21 protein-coding genes are annotated in these 24,648 nt (G+C 74.1%); 10 read left to right on the top strand and 11 right to left on the bottom strand.

Annotation, left to right across the window (positions count from 1 at the left end):
• The first annotated feature begins 6 nt into the window (after positions 1 to 6).
• From BJZ21_RS00955 to BJZ21_RS00935, 5 genes are all read left to right on the top strand, one after another.
• Positions 7 to 651, top strand: coding sequence for a TetR/AcrR family transcriptional regulator (locus tag BJZ21_RS00955; RefSeq protein WP_246298431.1), 645 nt, complete (start codon positions 7 to 9; stop codon positions 649 to 651).
• Positions 648 to 2,222, top strand: a complete 1,575-nt coding sequence (locus BJZ21_RS00950) for an FAD-dependent oxidoreductase (RefSeq protein WP_179662042.1) — start codon at positions 648 to 650, stop codon at positions 2,220 to 2,222. The genes BJZ21_RS00955 and BJZ21_RS00950 overlap by 4 nt, the downstream gene beginning before the upstream one ends.
• 62 nt (positions 2,223 to 2,284) lie before the next feature.
• Positions 2,285 to 3,256 (top strand): sigma-70 family RNA polymerase sigma factor, encoded by a 972-nt coding sequence (locus BJZ21_RS00945; protein WP_179662041.1) that lies wholly within the window; start codon positions 2,285 to 2,287, stop codon positions 3,254 to 3,256.
• 96 nt (positions 3,257 to 3,352) lie between these two features.
• Positions 3,353 to 4,366 carry a helix-turn-helix transcriptional regulator gene (locus BJZ21_RS00940; RefSeq protein ID WP_179662040.1) on the top strand — a complete coding sequence of 338 codons (1,014 nt, stop codon included), beginning with the start codon at positions 3,353 to 3,355 and terminating at the stop codon, positions 4,364 to 4,366.
• A 308-nt stretch (positions 4,367 to 4,674) separates the two neighbouring features.
• Positions 4,675 to 4,962, top strand: a complete 288-nt coding sequence (locus tag BJZ21_RS00935; protein ID WP_179662039.1) for a hypothetical protein — start codon at positions 4,675 to 4,677, stop codon at positions 4,960 to 4,962.
• 34 nt (positions 4,963 to 4,996) lie between these two features.
• On the opposite strand, the gene BJZ21_RS00930 is transcribed toward BJZ21_RS00935, so the two are convergent.
• Together BJZ21_RS00930 and BJZ21_RS00925 are read right to left on the bottom strand one after the other, a co-directional pair.
• Complete coding sequence (locus tag BJZ21_RS00930) at positions 4,997 to 6,016, bottom strand: DUF2332 domain-containing protein (RefSeq protein ID WP_343051887.1); 1,020 nt, start codon at positions 6,014 to 6,016, stop codon at positions 4,997 to 4,999.
• Between the two features lie 119 nt (positions 6,017 to 6,135).
• Positions 6,136 to 7,593 carry an NAD-dependent succinate-semialdehyde dehydrogenase gene (locus BJZ21_RS00925; protein WP_179662038.1) on the bottom strand — a complete coding sequence of 486 codons (1,458 nt, stop codon included), beginning with the start codon at positions 7,591 to 7,593 and terminating at the stop codon, positions 6,136 to 6,138.
• Between the two features lie 449 nt (positions 7,594 to 8,042).
• Between BJZ21_RS00925 and BJZ21_RS00920 the strand changes: the two genes are divergently transcribed.
• Positions 8,043 to 10,139 (top strand): elongation factor G-like protein EF-G2, encoded by a 2,097-nt coding sequence (locus tag BJZ21_RS00920; RefSeq protein ID WP_179662037.1) that lies wholly within the window; start codon positions 8,043 to 8,045, stop codon positions 10,137 to 10,139.
• 189 nt (positions 10,140 to 10,328) lie between these two features.
• Here the strand turns inward: BJZ21_RS00920 and BJZ21_RS00915 are convergent, their stop codons facing one another.
• The 5 genes from BJZ21_RS00915 to BJZ21_RS00895 all read right to left on the bottom strand — a co-directional run bounded on the left by BJZ21_RS00915 (position 10,329) and on the right by BJZ21_RS00895 (position 17,537).
• Complete coding sequence (locus BJZ21_RS00915) at positions 10,329 to 12,218, bottom strand: penicillin-binding transpeptidase domain-containing protein (protein ID WP_179662036.1); 1,890 nt, start codon at positions 12,216 to 12,218, stop codon at positions 10,329 to 10,331.
• 79 nt (positions 12,219 to 12,297) lie between these two features.
• Positions 12,298 to 13,332 (bottom strand): SGNH/GDSL hydrolase family protein, encoded by a 1,035-nt coding sequence (locus BJZ21_RS00910; RefSeq protein WP_343051886.1) that lies wholly within the window; start codon positions 13,330 to 13,332, stop codon positions 12,298 to 12,300.
• Positions 13,333 to 13,432: 100 nt separating this feature from the next.
• Positions 13,433 to 15,241, bottom strand: coding sequence for a DEAD/DEAH box helicase (locus BJZ21_RS00905; protein ID WP_179662035.1), 1,809 nt, complete (start codon positions 15,239 to 15,241; stop codon positions 13,433 to 13,435).
• Positions 15,242 to 15,396: 155 nt separating this feature from the next.
• Complete coding sequence (gene glmS, locus BJZ21_RS00900) at positions 15,397 to 17,217, bottom strand: glutamine--fructose-6-phosphate transaminase (isomerizing) (RefSeq protein ID WP_179662034.1); 1,821 nt, start codon at positions 17,215 to 17,217, stop codon at positions 15,397 to 15,399.
• A 50-nt stretch (positions 17,218 to 17,267) separates the two neighbouring features.
• Positions 17,268 to 17,537 (bottom strand): hypothetical protein, encoded by a 270-nt coding sequence (locus BJZ21_RS00895; RefSeq protein WP_179662033.1) that lies wholly within the window; start codon positions 17,535 to 17,537, stop codon positions 17,268 to 17,270.
• A gap of 156 nt (positions 17,538 to 17,693) precedes the next feature.
• On the opposite strand from BJZ21_RS00895, the gene BJZ21_RS00890 reads away from it, so the two are divergent.
• The 3 genes from BJZ21_RS00890 (at position 17,694) to BJZ21_RS00880 (ending at position 19,664) form a co-directional block, all read left to right on the top strand.
• Positions 17,694 to 17,837 (top strand): hypothetical protein, encoded by a 144-nt coding sequence (locus BJZ21_RS00890; protein WP_179662032.1) that lies wholly within the window; start codon positions 17,694 to 17,696, stop codon positions 17,835 to 17,837.
• A gap of 213 nt (positions 17,838 to 18,050) precedes the next feature.
• Complete coding sequence (locus BJZ21_RS00885; protein ID WP_179662031.1) at positions 18,051 to 18,641, top strand: YceI family protein; 591 nt, start codon at positions 18,051 to 18,053, stop codon at positions 18,639 to 18,641.
• Positions 18,642 to 18,755: 114 nt separating this feature from the next.
• The gene (locus BJZ21_RS00880; protein WP_179662030.1) at positions 18,756 to 19,664 is read left to right on the top strand and encodes a GNAT family N-acetyltransferase; all 909 of its coding nucleotides are present in this window, start codon (positions 18,756 to 18,758) and stop codon (positions 19,662 to 19,664) included.
• Between the two features lie 178 nt (positions 19,665 to 19,842).
• On the opposite strand, the gene BJZ21_RS00875 is transcribed toward BJZ21_RS00880, so the two are convergent.
• The 4 genes from BJZ21_RS00875 to BJZ21_RS00860 all read right to left on the bottom strand — a co-directional run bounded on the left by BJZ21_RS00875 (position 19,843) and on the right by BJZ21_RS00860 (position 23,688).
• The gene (locus BJZ21_RS00875; protein ID WP_179662029.1) at positions 19,843 to 20,490 is read right to left on the bottom strand and encodes a hypothetical protein; all 648 of its coding nucleotides are present in this window, start codon (positions 20,488 to 20,490) and stop codon (positions 19,843 to 19,845) included.
• Positions 20,487 to 21,644: an FUSC family protein gene (locus BJZ21_RS00870; RefSeq protein WP_246298552.1), complete on the bottom strand. Its 1,158-nt coding sequence runs from the start codon at positions 21,642 to 21,644 to the stop codon at positions 20,487 to 20,489. Before BJZ21_RS00870 ends, BJZ21_RS00875 begins: the two co-directional genes overlap by 4 nt.
• A gap of 134 nt (positions 21,645 to 21,778) precedes the next feature.
• Positions 21,779 to 23,425, bottom strand: coding sequence for a monocarboxylate uptake permease MctP (gene mctP, locus BJZ21_RS00865; protein ID WP_179662027.1), 1,647 nt, complete (start codon positions 23,423 to 23,425; stop codon positions 21,779 to 21,781).
• Positions 23,422 to 23,688 (bottom strand): DUF3311 domain-containing protein, encoded by a 267-nt coding sequence (locus BJZ21_RS00860; RefSeq protein WP_179662026.1) that lies wholly within the window; start codon positions 23,686 to 23,688, stop codon positions 23,422 to 23,424. Before BJZ21_RS00860 ends, mctP begins: the two co-directional genes overlap by 4 nt.
• A 76-nt stretch (positions 23,689 to 23,764) precedes the next feature.
• On the opposite strand from BJZ21_RS00860, the gene BJZ21_RS00855 reads away from it, so the two are divergent.
• Complete coding sequence (locus BJZ21_RS00855) at positions 23,765 to 24,592, top strand: nucleotidyltransferase domain-containing protein (RefSeq protein WP_179662025.1); 828 nt, start codon at positions 23,765 to 23,767, stop codon at positions 24,590 to 24,592.
• Positions 24,593 to 24,648 lie beyond the last annotated feature (56 nt).

Raw genomic sequence — 24,648 nt, 5'->3', positions numbered from 1 at the left:
TGACACATGTCGTCACTTCGTCACACCGACTCGATGTCGGGGCGGGCGTCGGGGCCGGAGTCGGCGCCGGGCGGCCCGGTCGCCGGCCCCCGGGACGGCTACCTCGACGCGGCGCGCGCCTGCATCCTCGACCTCGGCTGGCGACGCACCACGCTCACCGAGGTGGCCCGCCGGGCCGGGGTGTCGCGGATGACGATCTACCGGACCTGGTCCGACATGGGTCGGCTGCTCGGGGACCTGATGACCCGGGAGTGGGCCGGCGTGGTCGCGGCCACCGTGGCCGACGAGGACCCCGCGGCGTCGGCGGTGGAGCGGCTGGTCGCCGACCTCGTCGGGACGGTCCGCACGCTGCGGGACAACGAGCTGTTCGTGCGGATCGTGGAGCTCGACCCCGAGCTGCTGCTGCCCTACCTGCTCTCCCGGCGCGGCCGCTCCCAGGACGCGATCTTGACGCTGGTCGCCGACGCGGTCCGCTCGGGCCAGGCCGCCGGGGAGGTGCGCGCCGGCAACCCGGTCGCGCTCGCGCGGGCGCTGGTGCTCGCCGCCCACGGGTTCGTGCTCTCCGCGCACACCATGGTCGACGACCAGGCCTCCGAGGCCGAGCTCGACGCGGAGCTCACGACGCTGGTCCGGCGGGCGCTGCAGCCGTGAGTCCCCGGATCACCCCCGGCCTGGCCGACGCCCCCGAGCGGGTCGACGTGGTGGTGGTCGGGCTCGGCATCACCGGGGCCGGCGTGGCGCTGGACGCGGTCACCCGCGGCCTGAGCGTGCTGGCGGTCGACGCGCACGACCTCGCGTTCGGCACCTCCCGGTGGTCCTCCAAGCTGGTCCACGGCGGCCTGCGCTACCTCGCCCGCGGCCAGGTCGGCGTCGCGATGGAGAGCGCCGTCGAGCGCGGGATCCTCATGGAGGTGACCGCGCCGCACCTGGCCCGGCCGATGCCGATGGTGCTCCCGCTCGGGTCCGGGACCACCCGGCGCCAGGCGGCGGTCACCCGCGCGGGGCTGCTCGCCGGCGACGCGCTGCGCCGCGCCGCCCGCACCCGCCCCGAGACGCTGCCGCGGCCGCGCCGGCTGTCCGCGACCGAGACGCTCGGCCTCGTCCCGGCGCTGCGCCCGGCCGGGCTGCGCGGCGGGCTGCTGTCCTGGGACGGCCAGCTCGAGGACGACGCCCGCCTGGTCACGACGGTCGCCCGCACCGCGGCGGCGCACGGCGCCCACGTCCGCACCCGGGCCCGGGTGCTCGAGGCCACCGGCCGCGAGGTCCGGCTGCGCGACGAGCTCACCGGCGAGGTCCGGACCGTGCGGACCGGCGCCGTGGTCAACGCCGCCGGGGTGTGGGCGGGCGACCTCGTCGCGGACGTCCGGCTGCGTCCCAGCCGGGGCACCCACCTCGTGCTCCGCCGCGACGCCGTCCCCGGGCTCGGCGCCTCGGTGTTCGCGCCGGTCCCCGGGGCCACCAACCGGTTCGTGCTCGTGCTGCCGCAGCCCGACGGGACGGTGTACGTCGGGCTCACCGACGAGCCCGCCCCCGGGCCGGTCCCCGACGTACCCCTGCCGACCGAGCCGGAGATCGGGTTCCTGCTCGACGTGGTCTCCGCGGCGTTCGCGCGGCCGCTGCACCGCGGCGACGTCGTCGGCGCCTTCGCCGGGCTGCGGCCGCTGCTCGACACCCGGGACGGCACCACCGCCGACCTGTCCCGCCGGCACGCGGTGCTCACCTCGGCCGACGGCGTGGTGACGGTCGTCGGCGGCAAGCTCACGACGTACCGCCGGATGGCGCAGGACGCCCTGGACGCCGCCGTGGCGGCGGCCGGCCTGGCGGCGGGGCCGTGCCGCACCCGCCGGCTGCCGCTGCTCGGCGCGGCGTCCCGGCCGGAGCTGGCGGCGCTGGACCAGCCCGCCCGGCTGGTTCGCAGGTACGGCGCCGACGCCGGCCCGGTGCTCGCGAGCGCCGTCGGGGTCAGCGGGCTGCCCGCCGAGGAGCTGCTGGCGCCGGTCGCGGACGGGGTCCCGGTCACGCTGGCCGAGCTGCTGTTCGGCGTCACCCACGAGGGGGCCTGCGACGTCGCGGACCTGCTGGACCGGCGTACCCGGGTCGGCCTGGTCCCCGCCGACCGCGAGCTCGCCCGGCCGGCCGCCGAACGGGCGCTGGCGCTCGCCGGCGGCCCGGTGCCCCGCCCGCCGAACCCGCCGCGCCCCGCCGCCGGCCGGGGTCGGTGACCGGACGTCGACGCCGGTCGCCCCCGCGGGGCAGACTGGGGTCGACGACGAGGGAGCGGCCCATGACCACCACGCACACCGAGCTCGATGACTTCCCCGCGCTCACCCAGCGCTACCAGCGCGAGCTGCTCGCGCACTGCTACCGGATGTGCGGGTCGGTGCACGAGGCCGAGGACCTGGTGCAGGAGACGTTCCTGCGCGCCTGGCGCGCCGCGGCCGACTTCCAGGGCCGGTCCTCGGTGCGGACCTGGCTCTACCGGATCGCCACCAACGTCTGCCTGACCAACCTCGAGGGTCGTCCCCGCCGGCCGCTGCCCGCGGGGCTCGGCACCGCCGACGCCCCCGCCGGCGACGCACTCGAGGCCGACCACGAGATCGCCTGGCTGGAGCCGGTGCCCGACGCGGCCGTGCTCGTCACCGAGCGGGACTCGATCCGGCTGGCCTTCATCGCGGCGCTGCAGCACCTGCCGGCCCGGCAGCGCGCGGTGCTGATCCTGCGCGACGTGCTGCGTTGGTCGGCCGCCGAGGTGGCCACGGCACTCGACACCTCGAGCGCCGCGGTGAACTCCGCGCTCCAGCGCGCCCACGCCCAGCTCGCCAGCCGCGGGCTGACCGAGGAGACCGTCGAGCCCGACCTCACCCCCGCGCAGCAGCAGCTGCTGGAGCGGTACGTCGAGGCGTTCTGGCACAAGGACGTGGACACGATCGTGAGCATGCTGACCGCTGAGGCGGTCTGGGAGATGCCGCCGTTCACGAGCTGGTTCCGCGGCGCGGAGAACATCGGCTGGCTGATCGGGAACGAGTGTCCCGGCGGCTCCTGCGACATGCCGATGCTGCCCACCCGGGCCAACGGGCAGCCGGCGTTCGGGCTCTACATGCGCACCGCGGCCGGCGACTACGCGCCCTTCCAGCTGCAGGTCCTCGACCTCGACGGCGACCGGGTCCGACACGTCAGCGCCTTCTTCGACGTCACGCTGTTCGCCACGTTCGGCCTGCCCGACCGGCTACCCGCGGACCACCCCGCGCCCGCGTGAGCGGTGGTCCGGCTGACTGGTCCGGCTGACTGGTCCACCGGGGCCAGTTCGGCCGAACCGGCCGCGCCACCGGCGCCGGCTTCCTAGCCTTGCCGCATGCATGGAGGAGACCGCTTGGCCCTGCTGTCGACGGAGCTCCCCACCCCGCTCGCCGAGGCGTGCCTGCTGGCCCGGGCGGGGCAGACCAGGAAGGCGCTCGCCGCGCTCGACGCGGTCCGCGCCGCGGAGGTCCTCGAGCCCGCCAGCGCCGAGATGACGCTGTTGCTCGCCGAGGCCGTCGACTGCCGGCTCGCACGGGGCGACCTCGGTGAGGCGATGGAGCTCGCCGACACGATCGCCGCCCAGCTGGACCGGGAGGACCGGCCGGACCCGGCGGCCGCGCTGGCCCACCACGCGCTGGGCGGGGTGGCCGCCGCGCTGCAGGAGACCGAACGGTCGCTGCACCACTTCGGGCTCGCCGGCCGGCTGCTCGCCCGGACGGGCTCGGACACCGGGCTGGTCGCCTGGCGGGTCGGGGCCGCGCTCGCCTCGGTGCGCCTGGGCCGGCGTCCGGAGGCGGCCCGGCTGGCCCGGGAGCAGCTCGAGCTGGTCACGCCCGACGGCTCGCCCTACGCGTTGGCGTTGGCGCTGCGCACGCTCGCCGCCACCTGCGCCGGCGCGGAGTCGGTCGCGCTCCTGCGCCGGGCCCGGGCGACGCTCGCCGGGCTGCCGACCGGATGGCTGGCCGTGCAGATCGACGCCGACCTGGCCGGGCTGCTGGTGCTCACCGGGGGCAGTGCGGCCGTCGGCGAGGCGCTGACGCTGCTGCGCGCCGCCGAGGAGTACGCCGGCCGCGAGGAGCTGTGGCCGCTGCACGGCCGGGTGCGCCGGCTGCTCGACCGGCTCGGCGCCGTGCACCGGCCGATGCACGCCGAGGCGGTCGCCTCGCTCACCGGGACCGAGCGCCGGGTGGCGCGCCTGGCCGCCGACGGCCTGACCAACCGCGAGATCTCCGCCCGCCTCGACGTGGGCGTCAAGGCCGTCGAGTGGCACCTCTCCCACGTCTACCGCAAGCTCGGGATCCCGTCGCGGACCCGGCTGCCGGCCGCGCTCGGGCTGGCGCCCGTCTGAGCGCTCGGGGCCGGGCTCCCGGCCGTCCGACCGTCGCCGGCCGTTCCCAGCCTTCCCCGAGGGGTGGCTGGGTTATGGACGAACGTTCGACCACCACCGGGGGGCACCCCCCGGCCCCCGGGCCGTCCCGGACCACAGGGACGCCGGGTTATGGACGAACGTTCGACCACCACCCGGGTCGGGGGCCGTGCCTCGCCGCGGACCTCCGCATCGGATCCCCCGGAGTGGGTGAGGCCGGCGGCCCGAAGCCGGGCTAGCGTCGAGGCGCCGACGGCTCGGGCGTCGTCCGACCCGATGGGAGGCACTCCATGGCCTACGGCATCATCCACCACTTCCCCGGCGGCACCCGCGAGCAGTACGAAGCGTCCCTCGCCGCCGTCCACCCCAGCCGCGACCGGCTCCCCGACGGCCAGCTGTTCCACGCCGCCGGCCCTTCCGGCGACGGCTGGACGATCATGGCCGTCCACGAGTCGCAGGAGAGCTGGGAGCGGTTCCGCGACGAGATCCTGATGCCCCGGATGCAGGCCGGGATCGAGGGCGGGTTCGGCAGCCCGCCGGAGGAGACGGCGCTCGAGCTCTACACCCTGATGCCCTGACCGGCCGACGGCCGCGGCGCCGTGCGCGTCGGCGTCAGCCCAGCCAGGTCATCGACCGCCCGTGCCCGTGCGTCCAGGCGACGGCCCGCCCGTCCACGCCGAGCACGAACGTCGGCAGCTCCTCGGGCACCGCGGACCCGGTCGCGGTGATCGCGGGCAGCACCCGCTTGCCCTCGTTGCTGACCCAGTGACAGCGCCCCTCGGCGACCAGCCCCTCCATCGTCTCGGCGAAGCGGGCGCGGCGGGCCTCGTCGAGGTAGGCGAGCACCGCGCTGTGGAAGACCACCACCGGACCGTGCGCGGCGGCCTCGTCGACGAGCGCCGGGAGCTCCTCGAGCAGGTCCCCCGCCACCAGCCGGGGCGGGTCGGTGCGTGCCACGTCGATCGCGGCGTGCAGCCGATCGCGCCGGTCGGTGTGCTCGGGCCACACCAGCGTGGTCAGCCAGTCCATGGCGTCGGGATCGGCCACGTCGAGCGGGTTGAGGTCGACGCCGCCGCGCCAGGCCACCGCTGGCGGGTCGGCCGGCAGCGGCGCGGGACCGGTCACCTCGCAGGGCAGCAGCGGCCCGGCGCCGGCGCGGACCGTCCCGGCGGGGGTCTGCCACTCGTAGCGGTACCGGTCGGGGTAGAGGCACAGCCCGGCGCTGGCCCCGACCTCGACCAGCGCCAGCGGCCGCTCCTCGCCGAGCAGCGCGAAGGCGGGCGCCAGCGTGGCGAGCCGGCCGACCTCGTTGGTCTGGGTGGAGCGGGTCAGGACGGTCTCCCGCAGGCGGCCGTCGTCCGCGAGCAGGGCGGCGCGCAGCCCGGCGTACGGGCCCGGTGCCGCCACGCCGTGCCGGCGGGCCGCGGCGAAGACCAGGTTGGGCTGTCGCTTGGCGTCCGGGAGCGCGGCGAGCCACGCCAGCACGTCCGGGTCACCGGCCACGCCGCGCGCCCACGCCACGAAGCACGGGGAGTCCGTCGCCTGGGCGGCGAAGTCGGAGTAGTCCCGGGCGATCTGCTGGACGATCTCCTGGCCGAGCTGCGGGTTCGGGGCGCTGTCGGAGGGGAGCACACCGGGGATCCTGTCGGACCCCCGGTGCCACCGCCGCACCGGGCCCGCCCGGCCCTCAGGAGACCAGGGCCTCAGCAGACCGCGACCTCAGGAGACCAGGGCCTCAGCAGACCGGAGCCTCAGGAGACCGGGATCGCGACGTACGTCGTCTCGAGGTACTCCTCGATGCCCTCGAAGCCGCCCTCGCGGCCGAAGCCGCTGGCCTTGACCCCGCCGAACGGCGCCGCGGGATTCGAGATCAGGCCGGTGTTCACCCCGACCATGCCGAACTCCAGCGACTCCGCCAGCCGGATGGTCCGGTCCAGGTCGCGGGTGTAGACGTAGGAGGACAGGCCGTACTCGGTGTCGTTGGCCTTGCGGACGGCCTCCTCCTCGGTCTCGAAGGTGGTGACCGGGGCGACCGGGCCGAAGATCTCCTCGGTGTTGATCCGCGAGTCCTGCGGCACGTCGGTCAGCACCGTGGGGTGGTAGAAGTAGCCGGGACCGTCCGGGGCACCGCCGCCGACCACGAGGGTGGCGCCCTCCTCGACCGCCTCGTCGACGAGCCCGCTGACGGTCGTGACCGCCTTCTCGTCGATGAGCGGGCCGACGTCGACCCCGTCGTCCTGGCCGCGGCCGAGCGTCAGCGCGCCCATCCGCTTGCCGAGCTGCTCGGCGAACTCCGCGGCGACCGAGGAGTGCACCAGGAACCGGTTCGCGGCGGTGCAGGCCTCACCCATGTTGCGCATCTTGGCGGTCATCGCGCCGTCGACGGCGGCGTCGAGATCGGCGTCCTCGAAGACCAGGAACGGCGCGTTGCCGCCGAGCTCCATGCTGACCCGCTGCAGCCGGTCGGCGGACTGCTTGACCAGCAGCCGGCCCACCCCGGTGGAGCCGGTGAAGCTGACCTTGCGCAGGCGGTCGTCGGACTGCAGCCGCTCGCTGAACTCACCGGTGTGGCTGGTGGTGACCACGTTGAGCACGCCGTCGGGCAGGCCCGCCTCGGCGAGCGTCGCGGCGAGGGCGAGCATGGTCAGCGGCGTCTGGGACGCCGGCTTGACCACCATCGTGCAGCCCGCGGCGACGGCCGGCCCGATCTTGCGGGTGCCCATCGCCAGCGGGAAGTTCCAGGGGGTGATGAACAGGCACGGGCCGACCGGCTTCTTCATCGTCAGCAGCCGGCTGCCGCCCATCGGGTTCTGCATCCACCGGCCGTGGACCCGCACGGCCTCCTCGGAGAACCAGCGGAAGAACTCGTTGCCGTAGGTGACCTCGCCCTTGGCCTCCGCGACGGTCTTGCCCATCTCCAGGCTCATCAGGTGGGCGAACGCATCGGCCCGCTCGTTGATCAGCTCGAAGGCGCGCCGCAGGATCTCACCGCGTTCGCGGGGTGCGGTCCGCGCCCAGTCGGCCTGGGCGGCCACCGCCGCGTCGAGGGCGGCGACGCCGTCCTCGACCGTGCCGTCGGCCACCTGCGCCAGCACCGAGCCGTCCGCGGGGTCGATCACGTCGATCGTGGCGCCGCCGTCGGCCTCGCGCCAGCTGCCACCGATGAACAAGCCCCGCTGGTCGGGGCCGAGGAGTTCGAGTCCATTCATGGGGCCACTCAAGCACGCCGCTCCAATGCGGGAAACCGGGGACAGGCGCGGCGGCCCCGTGGGATTGTTGTCCGGCCGGCACCGGAGGGAGCATCACGAGGTCGGCGTCGGCCCCTTGCTGACCCCATGCAGTGAGGGGCCACCTCCTGCCCCACCGTCGTCACGTCCCCCGTCGTCGGTGAGGTCGCAGGCCGCTGCAGGGATCCCCGGCCAGCCGGGGAAACTCTCGCGTGAGGGGCGTTGCAACGCCCATCAAGCGCAGGAACCCCCGGTCAGCCGGGGATTCCTGCAGCACCCTTACCCACGCTTCGAACCGGGCTCGGGAGCGGGTACGACGGGGGCCGGGTCCGGCAGGCCCTTGCGCCCGCGCCCGGAGTGGAGTTGCCTCGGAGGCAGACACGACGGGCGGGCCGGCGGCACCGCCCCGGGCCCCGACCAGAGGTGGCGACATGGCGGACAAGGGGAATGCACGCAAGACCGGCCAGGACCTCGAGGCGAGCAGTCCGGACCGGATCCGCAACGTGGTGCTGGTCGGGCCGGGCGGCTCGGGCAAGACCACGCTCGCGGAGACGCTGCTCGCCTGCGCCGGGGCCCTCACCCGCCCCGGCTCGGTCCGGGACGGGACCACGGTCTGCGACTCCGAGGAGTCCGAGCAGGCCCACGGCCGGTCGATCTCGCTCGCGGTGGCGCCGCTGGTGCACGCCGGCGTCAAAGTCAACCTGGTCGACACCCCCGGCTACGCCGACTTCGTCGGCGAGCTGCGCGCCGGGCTGCGTGCCGCGGACTGTGCGCTGTTCGTGGTCGCCGCCAACGAGGCCGTCGACGAGGCCACCCGCACGCTGTGGCGCGAGTGCGACGCAGTGGGGATGCCCCGGGCCGTCGTGATCACCAAGCTCGACCAGGCGCGCGCCGACTACGAAGGCCTGCTGCGCCAGGCGCAGGAGGCGTTCGGCGACAAGGTGCTGCCGCTCTACGTGCCCCGCCGCTCGGGCTCGGAGGTCGTCGGGCTCACCGGCCTCCTCGCACCGGAGGACGGCGCTCCCGAGCAGCTGCGCGGGGAGCTGATCGAGGCCGTGATCGAGGAGTCCGAGGACGAGACGCTGATGGACCGGTACGTCGGGGGCGAGCAGATCGCCGAGGACGTGCTCGTCGCCGACCTCGAGCGGGCGGTCGCCCGGGCGACGTTCTTCCCGGTCCTCCCCGTGTGCTCGACCACCGGCGTCGGCTGCGCGGAGCTGCTCGACCTGGCCACCCGGGCATTCCCCTCGCCGGCGGAGCACCCCGCGCCGGAGGTGTTCACGCCGGCGGGCCGGGGCGCGCCCGCGCTGGCCTGCGACCCCGACGGTCCGCTGGTCGCGGAGGTCGTGAAGACCACCAGCGACCCGTACGTCGGGCGGCTCAGCCTGGTCCGGGTCTTCTCCGGCACCCTGCGGCCCGACCAGCCGGTGCATGTCTCGGGCCACTTCACGTCGTTCTTCGGCGAGCTGGCCGGCCACGACGACCACGACGAGGACGAGCGGATCGGCGCCCTGGCGTACCCGTTCGGTCGGCACCAGGCGCCCGCCTCCCGCATCGTCGCCGGCGACCTGTGCGCGGTCGGCCGGCTGACCCGGGCCGAGACCGGCGACACCCTGTCCTCGGTCGAGGAGCCGCGGGTGCTGCGGCCGTGGACGATGCCCGACCCGCTGCTGCCGGTCGCGGTCGTCGCCCACAGCAAGGCCGACGACGACAAGCTCTCCCAGGCGCTGGCCCGGCTCGGCGCCGAGGACCCGTCGCTGCGCATCGAGAACAACGCGGAGACCCACCAGCTGGTGCTGTGGTGCCTGGGCGAGGCGCACGCCGAGGCGCTGCTGGAGCGGCTCGGGTCCCGCTACGGCGTGCACGTCGACGAGGTGCCGTTCACGGTGTCGCTGCGCGAGACGTTCGCCGGTCCGGCCAAGGGCCACGGCCGGCACGTCAAGCAGTCCGGCGGGCACGGCCAGTTCGCGGTCTGCGACCTCGAGGTCGAGCCGCTGCCGGAGGGCACCGGGTTCGAGTTCGTCGACAAGGTGGTCGGGGGCGCCGTACCCCGGCAGTTCATCGCCAGCGTCGAGAAGGGCGTGCGCGCCCAGATGGAGCGGGGTGTGCGGCTCGGCTACCCCGTGGTGGACCTGCGGGTGACCCTGACCGACGGCAAGGCGCACAGCGTGGACTCCTCCGACATGGCGTTCCAGACCGCCGGGGGCCTGGCGCTGCGCGAGGCCGCCGCCTCGACCACGGTGACGATGCTCGAACCCTTCGACACCGTCACCGTCGTGGTGCCCGACGACCTGGTCGGCGGCGTGATGAGCGACCTCTCCGCCCGCCGCGGGCGGATGCTCGGCACCGACAAGGTCGGCGAGGACCGCACCAGCATCCTCGCCGAGGTCCCCCAGACCGAGCTGGTCCGCTACGCCGTCGACCTCCGCTCGGCCAGCCACGGCGCGGGCACCTTCACCCGCGCGTTCGCCCACTACGAGCCGATGCCCGACGACGTCGCGGCGAAGCTGCCCCCGCGGACGGGCTAGCCGAGGCGTCGCCGGTGTCGGTGCCGGGCCCGGGCGGGAGGGGGGCTCCCGCGGTTTGAACAAATGTATGTTCAACCCGCTCGGGCCACCCCCTCGAGCCACCCCTCGGCGCGGCACGCCCGCATCCCGCACGCCCGCCTCCAGCCTCCGCCCGGCCGACCCGCCGCCCGACCGCCCGGCCGGTGCCCCTCAGGACCGCGCGGCGCGCAGGAACGCCTCCAGGATCGGACCGGCGGTGCCGGAGCCCGACGAGCCGCGGTCGACGAAGACGGCGACGGCGAGGTCGCCCTGGGCGCCGATCATCCACGCGTGGGTGAGGGTCTTGCCGTCGGACTCGAACTCCGCCGTACCGGTCTTGGCGATCACCGGCGGGCCGGGCAGTCCGAGCAGGGCACGGCCGCTGCCGGAGGTGACCACGCCGCGCAGCAGCCCGCGCAGGGTGGCGGCCTCGGACCGCGACACCGGCTCCACGCCGTCGGGCGGCGCGACGTCGACCGAGGTCACCAGCCGCGGCACCACGAGCGTGCCGGACTGGATCGAGGCGAGCACCGTGGCCATCGCCATCGGGGAGGCGAGCACCGTGCCCTGACCGATCATGTCCGCGGCCGCCTCGGTGTCGGAGGCGGCGGGCGCCACGTGGCCGAAGTACGCCGGGAAGCCGAGGTCGTGGTCGACGCCCATCCCCAGCGCCGCGGCCGCGTCGGCGAGGTCGTGCCCGTGCAGCCGGCCCCGCTGGGAGATGAACGCGGTGTTGCAGGAGTTCGCGAGCGCGGTGCGCAGCGGCACCCGGCCCAGGGCGTCGGCCGGGTAGCCGTCGTAGTTCTCGAACCGCTTGCCGTCCACGGTGATCGACGGCGTGCAGGGCACCCTCGTGGAGGGGGTGAGCCCGGCGCGCAGCAGCGCCAGCCCGGAGACGCTCTTGAACGTCGAGCCGGGCGCGACCTGGCCGTAGGTCGCGTAGTTGTAGCCGTGGTTGCCGGGCCCGTTCGCCGCGGCCAGGATCTCGCCGGTCGAGGGCCGGATCGCCACCAGCGCGCTGGCCGGGCGCACCCGGGCGAGCAGGTGCTCGGCCAGGGTCTCCAGGCCCTCGTCCAGGGTCAGCCGGAGCGGCTCACCGGCCTGCGCGGGCTGCCGGTGCAGCACCCGGCCGGTCCGGTCCGGGCGGGCCGCCCGCACCACCACGCCGGGCGTGCCGCGCAGCTGCTGGTCGTACCGCGCCTCCAGCCCGGAGAGGCCCGCCACGTCGCCGGGGTGGTAGGCCTCGGGGTCCTTCTGGACCATCTCCGCGGTGACCTGCCCGACCGAGCCGAGCAGCGGCGCCGCGAACTCCCGGGTCGGTGCGAGCGGCAGCCGGTCGGCGACGGCGAGGAAGCCCGGGAGGTCGGCGTAGCCGTCCACCGAGGAGGGGATCTGGCCGACCCGGTAGACGATGGCCTCGACGAACTGCTGGTCGCCGGCGGCCTGGACCCGGCGGGCGTACGACGCCGGGTCGACGCCGACGATCCGGGCCAGCTGGCGGGCCGAGGCGACCGCCCGGGCGGGGCCGACCTTCGACTTGTCGATGCCGAACCGGACCACCGGGCGCGCCTCGACCAGTACCCGGCCGTGGGCGCCGAGGATCCGGCCGCGCCGGGGCTCGACCGTGGTCGCCGTCAGCCGTTCGCGCGGGCGCAGGTCGGGCGCGACGATCGAGGGGTCCCAGGCGACCTGCCACCGACCGTCGACCCGGGTCATCCGCGCCCGGGTCGCGTAGCTCCAGTCGCTGCCCCGCAGCGGCCACGACCAGTTCAGCGCGACGGTGGCGGTGGCTCCGTCGGTGCGGACCGTGCCGGCGTGCACCGACGGCTCGGCCGGGGCCAGGTCGTGCACGATGTCGGCGAAGTCGGCGCCGACCTCGCCCGCGGTGTCCCCCCGGAAAACGACCCCGGCGAAGTCCCCGGAGGACAGCGCGCCGGCCAGCGCCTGGCCGGCCGCCCGCGGGTCCGGGCCGGTGTCCTGCGACCCGTCGTCGCAGCCGGCCAGGAGCGCGCCGAGCAGCGCCGTGGCGGTCAGGCCGGCGATCGTCCGTGGTGCCCGCATGCCCCGGTTCTACCAGCCCGCTCCCCCCGCCGGCCCGTCAGCGCCGCCGGCCGGCCCGTCAGCGCCGCCGGCCGGCCGGTCAGCGTCGACCGCCGGCCGCCCGGGCCAGCCACCGGTCGAGGTCGACGCCGGCCCGGCGGGCCGCCACCCGCGCCCGGGCGCCGGTCGGGTCGGGCGCGACGAACCGCTCCGGGGCGACGGCGGCGTCGGGACCGGCGTACCTCCGGGCGGCCTCGGCCAGCGCCGGCGCCGAGTCCGCCGCGGCGCGCAGGGTCGCGGCGCCGACCCGCACGGTCGCGCCGGTCAGCAGCCGGCCGACCAGCGGCGTGTAGCCGTACCGGTGCCCGGCCCGGTCGGGGTGGTAGCTCTCGGTGATCGGGTAGGAGAGCCCGTTGAGCCACTCGGTGTCGTCGCAGACCGCGTGGCCGGTGAACCGGTCGGTCGGGTCGGCGAACGCGAAGCCCTGGGCGGCGGCGGCCGCCGCGATCGTGCTGTCCAGCAGGTCGGCGGTCGCGTTGAGCCGCTTCTCCTCGGTGGGCGAGAACCAGGTGGCCGCGTTGCAGTCCTCCCCGTCGAAGATCCGCGGGTAGCCGACCGCGACCACCCGCGCGGAGGACGCCCGGGCGCGGATCGCGGCATAGAGGGTGGCGAGCGCGGCGGGCAGCTCGGTGCGGATGTAGGCGCGGGCGGTTTCCACGGCGTCGTCGCAGTCGCTCATCCACCACGGCTGGGCGCACTCGGTGAGGACCGCGGCGAAGCCGGCGTCGTTGCCGCCGACCGAGATCGTCACGTAGGCGGTCGCGGCGTCCAGCGCGCCGAGCTGGCCGCTGGTGACGTCGGGGATCGTCGCCCCCGAGCACGCCCGGAAGGTCAGCGCGAACCCCCGGGCCGCCGCGATCAGGCTCGGGAACGCGTACGCCGAGCGCCGGCACGAGGTGCCGTCGTCGAGGTAGCTGCGGGTCCCGACCCCGGAGGAGTAGGAGTCACCGAGGGCGACGTACGACGGGGCCGCGGCGCCCGCCGGCGGCGGCATCGGCGCCACGAGCGCCCCGAGGGCCAGCAGGGCTGCCAGCGGGGCGAGCGCGGTGCGGACGAACAGGCCAGAGCGGTGCACGGGACCTCCCGAGGGTCACGGCCACCCCGATGTGGCCGTGCTCAGCCAAGCACCCGGCACCGACGCCGACCAGCCCCTCGCGGGGCTGGTCCAGCCCGGTTCAGTCCCGCTTGTGGCGCGGCTTGCGCGGGCGCTCGTCGCGACCGGCGTCGCCGTCGCCCCCGTCCCGGCGGCCGCCCCGGCTCTGCGGCCCGTCGTCACGGCGCAGCTCGATCAGCTTGCCGGAGATGCGGGTGGACTGCAGCGCCTCCCAGGCCTGGCCGGGCAGCTCGGCGGGCAGCTCGACCAGGGAGAAGTCGGGCCGGATCTGGATGTGCCCGAAGTCGCCGCGGGACAGCCCACCCTCGTTGGCGATCGCGCCGACGATCTGGCGGGGCTCGACCTTGTGGCGCTTGCCCACCGCGATGCGGTACGTCGCCATCGGCACGTCGCTGCGCCCGCGGGGCCGGCGCTCGCCGCGCTGCGGCCGGTCGCCCCGGTCGCCGCCCCGGCCACCCCGGTCGGCCCGCTCGCCGCCGGCGCGCTCCTCGCGCGGGGCCCGCATCTGGGCGGACTCGTCGAGCAGCAGCGGCGTCTCGCCCTGGGCGACCACGGCCAGGGCCGCGGCCACGTCGACCTCGGGCACGTCGTGCTCACTCATGTAGTGGCTGATGATGTCGCGGAACCGCTCGATCCGACCCGACTGCGCCAGCGCCTCGGTGATCGCGTCGTCGAACCGCGCGAGGCGGGTGACGTTGACGTCCTCGACCGAGGGCAGCTGCATCTGGGTCAGCGGCTGGCGGGTGGCCTTCTCGATGTGCCGGAGCAGGTAGCGCTCCCGCGGCGTCACGAACGAGATCGCGTCGCCGCTGCGACCGGCCCGGCCGGTGCGGCCGATGCGGTGCACATAGGACTCGGTGTCGGTGGGGATGTCGTAGTTGACGACGTGGCTGATCCGCTCGACGTCGAGGCCGCGGGCGGCCACGTCGGTGGCGACGAGGATGTCGAGCTTGCCGGACTTCAGCTGGTTGACCGTGCGCTCGCGCTGCGCCTGCACCACGTCGCCGTTGATCGCGGCGGCCGAGTAGCCGCGCGCCCGCAGCTTCTCGGCGAGCATCTCGGTCTCGTTCTTGGTGCGGACGAAGACGATCATGCCCTCGAAGTTCTCGACCTCGAGGATGCGGGTGAGGGCGTCGACCTTCTGCGGGTAGGAGACCAGCAGGTAGCGCTGGGTGGTGTTCGCCGAGGTCGTGGTCTTGTTCTTGACCGTGATCTCGATCGGGTCGTGCAGGTACTTCTTCGAGATCCGCCGGATCTGCGAGGGCATGGTCGCCGAGAACAGCGCGACGTTCTTGTCGTCGGGGGTGTCGGCGAGGATCGTCTCGACGTCCTCCGCGAACCCCATGTTGAGCATCTCGTCGGCCTCGTCGAGCACCAGGAAGCGCAGCTCGGAGAGGTCCAGGGTGCCCTTGTCGAGGTGGTCCATGATCCGGCCGGGGGTGCCGACGACCACGTGGACGCCGCGGCGCAGGGCGGACAGCTGGACGCCGTACCCCTGGCCGCCGTAGACCGGCAGCACCTTCACGCCGCGCAGGTGGGCGGCGTACCGCTCGAAGGCCTCGCAGACCTGCAGGGCCAGCTCGCGGGTGGGCGCGAGCACCAGGGCCTGCGGGGTCTTCTGCGCCAGGTCGAGCCGCGAGAGCAGCGGCAGTGCGAACGCCGCGGTCTTGCCGGTGCCGGTCTGCGCGAGGCCGACCACGTCGCGACCCGCCAGCAGCGGCGGGATGGTGGCGGCCTGGATCGGCGACGGCGTCTCGTAGCCCACGTCACGCAGGGCGGCGAGCACCCGGTCGTCGAGGCCGAGCTCGGCGAAGGACGGGGACACCTCGCCGACGGGCTCTTGCTCCACCTGGGGGTCCTCGGAAGTCATGGGTCACCACGGTAGGGGGTCGGGCGCCGCGGTGGGGATTCGCGGGCGCGGAGGGCTGCGTCACGTGCTGCCCCGATCTTGGGCGAGACCGACCGCCGGCGTCAAAGCCGGCGGGCGGCCTCCGGGAGGTTCCGCTGCCCGTCCCCGCCCGCTCGCTACTCGACCGTCACCGACTTGGCGAGGTTGCGCGGCTTGTCGATGTCGTGGCCCAGGTGCAGCGCCGCGTGGTAGGCGAGCACCTGCAGCGGCACGGTGAGCAGGATCGGGTCCAGCTCGCGCTCGTTGCGGGGCACGTCGATCCGCATCGCGTCGACGTCGCCGAGGTCGACGCCCTCGTGGGTGACCACGACCAGCGGGCCGCGCCGCGCGGCGATCTCGTGCAGGGCGCCGACGTTGCGGCTGGTGAGCTCGTCGTCGGGGACGATCGCCACGGTCGGCACCCCTTCGGAGATCAGCGCGAGCGGACCGTGCTTGAGCTCGGAGGTCTGGTAGGCCTCGGCGTGCCGGTAGGAGATCTCCTTGAACTTCTGCGCGCCCTCCCGGGCCACGGGGAAGCCGCGCACCCGGCCGATGAAGAACAGGCTCTCGGAGCCCGCCAGCCGCCGGGCCACCTCGGCCAGCTCCTCCTCGCGCTGCAGGATCTCCGCGATCTGCTCCGGGATCCGGGCCAGGCCGGCGATCAGCCGGTTGCCGTCGGCGATGGACAGGTCGCGGACCCGGCCGAGCTGGAGGGAGAGCAGCGCGAACCCGAGGAACATGTTGGTCAGCGCCTTGGTCGAGGCGACCGCGACCTCCGGGCCGGCGTGCAGGTAGATGCCGCCGTCGCACGCCCGCGCGATCGCGCTGCCCACGACGTTGACCAGCCCGACGACCCGGCCGCCCTTGCGGCGGATCTCCTGGACCGCCAGCAGCGTGTCCAGGGTCTCCCCCGACTGGCTGACCGCCACGTAGAGGGTGTCCGGCTCGATCACCGGGTCGCGGTAGCGGAACTCGCTGGCCGCCTCGGCGTCGGCCGGGATCCGGGCCAGCTCCTCGACCAGCGCGGCGCCCATCTGGCCGACGTAGTACGCCGAGCCGCAGCCGAGGATCTTCACGCGGCGGATCGCCCTGGTTTCACGTGGATCCATGTTCAGCCCGCCGAGGTGCGCCGTACCGAACCGCTCGTCGAGGCGGCCGCGCAGCACCCGCTCGGCGGCGGCCGGCTGCTCGAGCATCTCCTTGTACATGAACGAGTCGTGCTCGCCGGCGTCGTAGGAGGCCGGGTCGACGTCGATCGGCGCGGCCGCCTTGTCGGTCGCGGTGAGGTCGGCGCGGTACGTCGTGAAGCCGGTCGCGGTCAGCGTGGCCAGCTCGCCGTCGTCGAGGTGGGCGACCGTGGTCGTGTAGCGGACCAGCGCGGCGAGGTCGGAGGCGACGTGCATCTCCTTCTCGCCAACGCCGATGATCAGCGGGCTGCCGTTGCGGGCGACGACCAGCCGGTCCGGGAAGTCCGCGTGCATGACCGCGATGCCGTAGGTGCCGTCGATGACCGAGAGCGCGTCGGCGACCTTGCCCTCCAAGGTGTCGGCGCCGGAGCGGGCGATGAGGTGGGCGAGCACCTCGGTGTCGGTGTCGGAGACCAGGTCCACCCCGTCGTCGGCCAGCCGCTTCCGCAGCGTCGCGGCGTTGTCGATGATCCCGTTGTGGACCACCGCCACGTCCCCCTTGGCGTCGGAGTGCGGGTGCGCGTTGACGTCGTTGGCCGGGCCGTGCGTGGCCCAGCGGGTGTGCCCGATCCCGAGCTTGCCGGAGAACCGCTTCGGGACCGACTCCCCGAGGTCACGCACCCGGCCGGCGCGCTTGGCCACCTTGATCCCGGCGCCGGCCAACACGGCGACGCCGGCCGAGTCGTAGCCCCGGTGCTCGAGCCGGGACAGCCCCTCGAGCAGCAGCGGCGCGGCCTGCTGGCCGCCGACGTACCCCACGATTCCGCACATCTGGTGTTCTCCTCATTCTTGTCTCTGGGTCAGGTCATGGGTCTCGGCGGCTAGCCGTAGACGATCCGTCGCAGCTGGCGCTCGCTGAGGTCGGGCGCCGCGACCACGCGGCCGGCGAGCTCGTCGGCGAGGCGGGCGAAGATCTCGGGGTTCCTCGCGCCGTAGGCCTTCAGGTGCGCGTGCCGCCGGCGGACGTACTCCTCGACCGGCTCCTGGTGGTAGGCGACGACGTCCTCCACCACCCGGGCCGCCTCCGCCGGGCTGAGCCCGGTGCTCACGGCGATGCGGCGGACGAGTTCGGGGTCGGGAACGGCGGGCACCCGATGATGCTGGCCGCTCGCCGACGCGAAGGGCAAGTTCCTGCCCGAAATCGGGCAGGAAATACCTCATTGCCGCTATTTGGCTCATCAGTGACGCGTGAGGCGAACGTCTGGGTTAGGGTAGGTGAACAGAAGGTGAACGAAAGGTGACCGACGATGACGACTGACCTGAACACGATGCTCCAGCAGACCTGGGTGCGCGTCGTCGACGCCCGCGGTCGCGCGCACCTCGAGGCGCGCTGGGTGGCCGCCGGGGAGTCCCCCGCCGGCGCGCCGACCGCTCCGATGCACGCCGCCTGACCGCCGGCTGACCGCGCGATCAGGACGCACGCTCGGACGAGCACGCGGAGCGGTGGCTGCCGCGGCCGGTCACCGGCGAGGTGATCGGCTACTGGGGGCTGCCCGGTGTGACCCGGATCACCCGCGCGTCGGCGGCCCCGGGGGAATGAACCGGAGCTGGGTCCGGTTGAGATGGTTGAACTTTGAACAACCAACCCCGCCAGGAGACCCAGCATGAGCATCTTCAGCCGCAGCAAGACCGAGACCTTCGACGCCCCGACCACCGCCGTCGAGGACGTCACCGGCGACTACACCATCGACCCGACCCACACCCGCCTGGGCTTCAGCGCCCGGCACGCCATGGTGACCACGGTCCGCGGCCAGTTCACCGACTTCGCCGGCACCGCGCACATCGACTCCGCGAACCCCGCCGCCTCGCGCGTCGAGCTGGCCATCCAGACCGCCAGCATCGACACCGGCGTGGCCGACCGCGACGGCCACCTGCGCTCCGCCGACTTCTTCGACGCGGACAACAACAAGGAGATCACCTTCGTCTCCACCAAGGTCGAGCGCGACGGCGCCGACTGGGCCATCACCGGCGACCTGACCATCAAGGGTGTCTCCCGCCCCGTCACCATCGAGTTCGAGCAGAGCGGCTCGGCCCGCGACCCGTTCGGCAACCTGCGGGTCGGCTTCGAGGGCGTGGCCTCGATCAACCGCAAGGACTGGGACCTGACCTGGAACGCCGCGCTCGAGACCGGCGGCGTGCTGGTCTCGGAGAAGATCAAGCTCGAGTTCGACGTCTCGGCCATCCAGAACGCCTGAGTCCTCGCCGGTCGAGCGACCGGCCGAATGCCGGGCCCACCTGCCGGGCCCATCTCGACGGGGCCGCCGTTAATTCGGCGGTCCCGTCGGGCATTTCCTGCTGCAATGTCGATCATGACCACCGCAGCCCTCGCGCTCCCCGACGGCCTGACCCACCGCCCCCTCGTCCTCGCGGACGCGGCCGCGGTCACCGCGGTGATGGCCGCCCAGCAGCTCGCCGACACCGGTGAGGTCGCGATCGAGGAGGCCGACATCGTCGCCGAGTGGCAGGTCCCGGGGTACGACGTGGGCCGGCACGCGGTCGGCGTCTTCGACGGGGACCGGCTGGTGGCGTACGCCGAGGTGGGTGAGTCCGGCCGCGGCGACGCCTCGGTGCACCCCGACTACAACGGCCGCGGCCTCGGGACCGGCCTGGCCCGGTGGATGCAGGCCCGCGGCCGCGAGCTGGGCGCCGAGGTGGTCGGGATGCCGGTGCCGCAGGGGTCCCCCGGCGACCGGCTGCTGGAGTCGCTCGGCTACCACGTCCGGTGGAACAGCTGGGTGCTCCAGCTGCCCGCGGGCACCACGATCCCGGACCGCCCGCTGCCGGAGGGGTACTCCGCGCGGGCGGCCACCGAGGCCGAGCACCGCGCCTGCTGGACGGTCCAGGAGGACGCCTTCCTGGAGTGGTCCAAGCGGGACCGGGAGCCCTTCGAGCGATGGGAGGCCGAGATCGTCCGCCGCCCCGGCTTCGAACCCTGGAACCTCCGCGTCGTCACCGACCCGGCCGACGAGGTCGTGGCGATGGCCGTGGTTCAGGTGAGCCCGTCCTGCGCATTCATCGCCCGGCTGGCCACCCGCAAGGACCAGCGCGGCCGCGGGCTGGCCCAGGCGCTGCTCGTCGACGCCTTCGCCGAGGCCACCGCACGGGGTGTCGAACGCTGCGAGCTGTCGACCGACTCCCGCACCGGCGCCCTGGGCCTCTACGAGAAGGTCGGGATGCGGGTCACCTCCAACTGGGTGAACCGCGCCATCGCCGTCTGACACCCCCAAGGGCCCCCGCGAGTCGGCGCTCGTTGACACCTCACGGCACGCCGAGTCGGCGCTCGTTGACACCCCCGGGCACGCCGAGTCGGCGCTCGTTGACACGGACGGCGCTCTCCGGCGTCAACCAGCGCCGACTCGCGGGGGCAGGCGCGTCAACATGCGCCGACTCGCGGGGTCAGGCGTCAACCTGCGCCGACTCGACGGTGGTGACGACCGAGGTCACCGACGGGCGGCGCGGGCTGGAGGAGAAGCCGAACCGGCACGGCGGGTCGACGGGGGCGAGCCGGCCGAGCTCACGACCGTCGAAGCTGCCGGCGAGCGACCGGACCGCGCGCAGGTCGGTCGCGCCGTACCACTCGCGACGCGAGTTGCCCGCGGTGCCGCGGGTGCGGACACCCCGCAGCAGCACCCGCGCCACCGGGTCGGTCAGCGCGCACCAGGCCGGGCTGGTGGCGAGCCGGGGCGGGACCGCCCGCAGCAGCAGCCCGAGGGCCGGCCGACCACCGAGCGCGAGCCGCAGCTCGAGGGAGGGCGTGTGCACGCACCATCCGTCCCGCCGGGCGTCCACCTCGACCGGCTCGATCCGGGTCTCGTCGAAGGTGTACGTCGCAGCCACGAACCCGGCCACCTCGACACTCGGCGCGAGCAGCACCCGGTGCCCGGTCGCGGTCTCGACCATCACGTCGGAGAACGGTCCGAGCGCCGTGCGTGGCCAGTGGCCCACGACCACCCGGACGCCACTGGTGCTGCCGACGCCCGCGATGGCCCCGTCGAACCGGTCCCGCGCCCGGCCACCTGCCCGGCCATGCGCCCGGGCCCTCACGCCCCGCTCATCTGGTCGCCCCGCTCACCTGACGTCCCGCTCACCTGGTCGGCCCGCAGGAACGGCAGCGGCGGCTGGTCCAGCGGGTTGGCCTTGGCGACCTCGTCCATCGCGTCGATGATGTTGCGCAGGTTGATGATCAGGCCGCCGTACACGGGCCACAGCCGGGGCGTCGACTCCTCCGCGAGCCGGTCCACGAGCCGGTTCAGCCGGTCGCGGACCTCGAGGATGGCCATCGGGTCGGCGGCGAGGATGGCGGCACCGGTGTCGCGCAGCAGCACGACGTAGGGCTCCCGGAACGCCGAGATCCACTCGCCGTCCTCGCCCGTGCCGTGCAGGATCGTCTGGGCCATGCTCCGGGTCTCGGCGATGGCCTGCTCCTCGCGCTTCAGCAGTCCCATCCAGAGCTTGGGATTGCGCAGCTCGACCGCCGAGCGCCGCGGGTTCAGCCGCGCGCTCTCCCGCGCCTGGCGCACCAGCCCCCAGGCGCGGTCGAGGTCCTCGTCCAGGACCCGGGTGCGGTCGATCCAATCCGCGACCTCGTCCTCGGCCCGTCCGGCCGCCAGTCCGTCGCCGATCGTCTGGAGCAGGTCGCCGATCTCGTCGTCGAGGGCGTTCAGGGCCGAGATCGCGGTCCGGTTGCGCAGCGGCGGCCACACCACGAGGTTGACCAGCAGGCCGACGCCGATCCCGATCCCGGTGTCGGCGAGCCGCATGAGCAGCATGTTGCCGTCCTGGGCGAAGCCCGTGGTCAGCACGATAAGGGCCGTCGCCGCGATCGCGGTGCCCTGGCCGGCCAGCCAGGGCAGCGTCCCCACCGCGAGCCCGGCGAGCAGCACCACCGCGACCGCGGTCGCGTCCAGGCCCAGCAGGTTGCCGACCCCCCAGGCCACGACCACGCCCAGCACGGCCGCGCCCACCTGGCGGGCCCCCTCGGAGAAGGTCCGGTAGACCGTCGCGTGCACTACCAGCAGCGCCGACCAGGGCGCGAGGAAGGACTGCGGCAGGTGGAAGACGTGGGTCGCCAAGAACCAGGCGGCCACCGCGGCCGCCACGGTCTTGACCACCTGGAGGGTCTCGGTCCAGAACACCGGGTCGTGCAGGCGCTCGCGCCACCGCTCCCGTGGGTCACGCACGGCTCCGGACGGGGACATCACGGCTCGACCCTAGCCAGCAGCTCCAGCCGGCCGTTCCGGCCAGCATTTCCGGCCAGCATTTCCGGCCCGCCGGCCACGGGTCCCGCCGGGCGCGGGCCGCTGCCCGCGGCCCGCGCCCGGCCCGCGCACGGTCACGCGTGGGCAGGAGCCCCCGGGTCCAGCTCGGGCTCGACCTCGGCGTCGCCGACGTCGGCGGTGTAGTCCTCCGGGCGGGTCTGGTCGGTGCCCTCGGCCACGTTCGCCGCCCGCAGCACGATGGTCAGCCCCACCGAGACCACCAGGTTGACCACGAACGCGATGGCCGCGATGTAGACCTTCGTGTCGGTGCCCGGGAACGCGCTCAGCGGGCCACCGAAGTGGCTGCCCGGGTTGCCGACGACCGGCACGTTGTAGGCCAGCCAGGTGCCGTAGACCATGCTGACCAGCCAGCCGGCGAACAGCGCCCAGCGGTGGAACCACCGCGTGTAGAGCCCCAGCACGATGGCCGGGAAGGTCTGCAGGATCCACACGCCACCGAGCAGCTGCAGGTTGATCGCGAAGTCCTTGGGCAGGAACAGCACGAACGCCAGCGCCCCGAACTTCACCAGCAGCGAGGCCAGCTTGCTCTGCTGGGCCTCCTGCGCCGGCGTGGCGTCGTGCTTGAGGAACGCCTTGTAGATGTTGCGCGTCCACAGGTTCGCCGCCGCGATCGACATGATCGCGGCCGGCACCAGGGCACCGATCACGATCGCGGCGAACGCGACGCCGGCGAACCAGCTCGGGAACTCGTTCTCGAACAGCTGCGGCACCGACTGCTGGGCGTTGGTCACCTTCACCCCGGCCGCGATCGCGACGAAGCCGAGCAGGGCGAGCAGCCCGAGCAGGAAGGAGTACGCCGGCAGCAGCGCGGCGTTGCGGCGGATCACCGAGCGGTTCTTGGTCGACAGCACGCCGGTGACCGAGTGCGGGTACATGAACAGCGCCAGCGCCGACCCGAGCGCCAGCGAGGCGTACGCCCAGTGCGCCGCGGCCGGCGGGATGCTGCCCTTGCCGGACGCGGTCCCCGCCTTGATCGCCTCGGCGTTGTCGGCGTTGTAGGAGTCGAAGGAGTGCTGGGCGGAGGAGAAGATGTGCCCCCAGCCGCCGAGGTGGTGCGGCAGGTAGATCACCGCGACCAGGATGACCACGTAGATGAGGATGTCCTTGACGAACGCGATCAGCGCCGGCGCCCGCAGGCCCGAGGAGTAGGTGTAGGCGGCGAGCACCGCGAACGCGATGAACAGCGGCAGGTCCTTGCTGACCCAGCTGCCGGCGCCGGTCCCGATCCCCATCACCTCCAGCACCACCTGGATGCCGACCAGCTGCAGCGCGATGTAGGGCATCGTGGCCAGGATCCCGGTCAGCGCGACCGCGAGGCCCAGCGGCCTGGAGTCGTAGCGGCCGCGCACGAAGTCGGCGGGCGTCACGTAGCTGTGCCGGTGGGAGACCGACCACAGCCGGGGCAGGAACAGGAAGATCAGCGGGTAGACCACGATCGTGTAAGGCACCGCGAAGAAGCCGACCACGCTGCCGGCGTACATCAGCGCGGGGACCGCCACGAACGTGTAGGCGGTGTAGAGGTCGCCGCCGATGAGGAACCAGGCGATGAAGGTGCCGAAGCCCCGGCCGCCGAGCCCCCACTCGTCGAGGCTGGCCATCGAGGTGGCGCGCCGCCACCGGGCCGCCGCGAAGCCCAGCACCGTGACCAGCAGGAACAAGAACAGGAAGACGCTGAAGGCGACCCCGTCGACGCCGCTCATCGCGTGCGCTCGCCGTCGCGGACGCGCTCACGGCGCTCGCTGCGGGTGACGACCAGGTAGGCCGCGATCGTCAGCACCCCCGACATGAGGATCAGCGCCATCTGGAACCAGAAGTAGAACGGCCAGCCGTTCAACGTGGGGTCCGTGCTGTCGTAGAGCGGCACGATCAGGGGCAGGATCACGGCCGGGGCGAGCAGCACCACGGCGAGGATCCAGGGGCCGCGGGGGGTCCGGCCCGCGGGGCGGGGAGGCGTTTCGGTCATGGGCACCTTCCGAGGAGGAGAGCACGGCGACGAAAATGGCCAGCGGCGGACCGGGGCCGGGTGTGACGATATCCACATGTCTGCCCCCGCGCACTCACCTGTCCCCCACATTTCTGAACGCACTTCGGCACCCGACCTGACCCGGTTCCAGGACTGGCTGACCTGGCTGGCCCGCCAGGGCGAGGAGGACCCCGACGTCCTGGTCGCCTGGGTGGGCGGGTCCGCCGCCACCGGTGGCTACGACGAGTGGTCCGACCTCGACGTGGAGCTGCTGTGCACGCCCGGCGCGCACGACGCGGTCTACGACCGGCTGCTCGCCCGGATCCGCGAGGAGTTCGACGTCGACCACGTCTGGGAGCTGCCGCGGGCCGGCTGGCCGGACGGCCGTCAGTGCTTCGTCAACCACCAGCACCGGCCGGGCGCGCTGGCCGAGCCGACCCGGATCGTCGACCTGCACATCTCGAGCCTGTCCGACGAGCACCGCTTCGTCGACGTACGCCGGCACGGCACCCCGATCGTCGTCCACGACCCCGACGGCCTCGTCGAGCTGCGCCACGACGACGAGGACGCGATCGCCCAGGCGTGCGCGGAGTGGACCGAGCAGGTCCGGCAGCGCCGGGCGACGGCGGAGTGGCTGGTCAACCGCGCGGTTCGCCGCGGCCAGCTGCCGGAGGCGGCCTCGCTCTACCTCACGTTCGCGCTCGGCGGGCTGGTGCGGCTGCTGCGCATCGAGCACTGCCCCTGGCGGCACGACTTCGGGCTGCGCTACCTCCACGAGGACCTGCCCGCCGCCGTCGCCGCGCGCATCGACACGCTGCTGCCCGGCCCGGACAACGCCGCCGGCCTGGCCGAGCTGTCAGCGGCCTGCTTCGCCTGGACCGACGAGCTGCTGGCCGCCCGCTGATCCCGTCAGCGGTGGCCCGAGGTCACCAACGGGGTCAGCAACGGGGTCAGCAACAG

Origin of the sequence: Nocardioides panaciterrulae, assembly GCF_013409645.1 — a bacterium.
Lineage (GTDB): Bacteria > Actinomycetota > Actinomycetes > Propionibacteriales > Nocardioidaceae > Nocardioides > Nocardioides panaciterrulae.
This window is presented reverse-complemented; position numbering and strand designations above follow the sequence as displayed.